Source organism: Actinomadura sp. NBRC 104412 (assembly GCF_030269515.1).
Taxonomy (GTDB): domain Bacteria; phylum Actinomycetota; class Actinomycetes; order Streptosporangiales; family Streptosporangiaceae; genus Spirillospora.
In genome coordinates this window covers 1-372 of the sequence record NZ_BSTM01000112.1, presented here as the reverse complement: position 1 = coordinate 372, position 372 = coordinate 1, and the positions used below count along the sequence as shown (strand labels likewise).

Below are 372 nucleotides of genomic sequence, written 5' to 3'. Positions count from 1 at the left end.
AGGCGCATTTTCGGGCTTGAGAACGAGTACGGCGTGACCTGTACCTTCCGTGGGCAGCGGCGGTTGTCGCCTGATGAGGTGGCGCGGTACCTGTTCCGGCGGGTGGTGTCGTGGGGGCGCAGCAGCAATGTGTTCCTGCGTAACGGTGCGCGGCTGTATCTGGATGTGGGCAGTCATCCCGAGTACGCCACGCCCGAGTGCGACAGTGTCGTGGATCTGGTGACCCATGACAAGGCGGGGGAGCGGATCCTGGAGGGTCTGCTGGTGGATGCCGAGCGGCGGTTGCGGGAGGAGGGCATCGCCGGTGACATCTACCTGTTCAAGAACAACACCGACTCGGCGGGCAACTCCTACGGCTGCCACGAGAACTAC

1 protein-coding gene is annotated in these 372 nt (G+C 64.0%); it reads left to right on the top strand.

What is annotated here, in order from left to right; translation table 11 throughout:
• Positions 1–372 (top strand): proteasome accessory factor PafA2 family protein (locus tag QSK21_RS35965; RefSeq protein WP_285702228.1); only part of this gene is annotated, 372 nt, incomplete at both ends.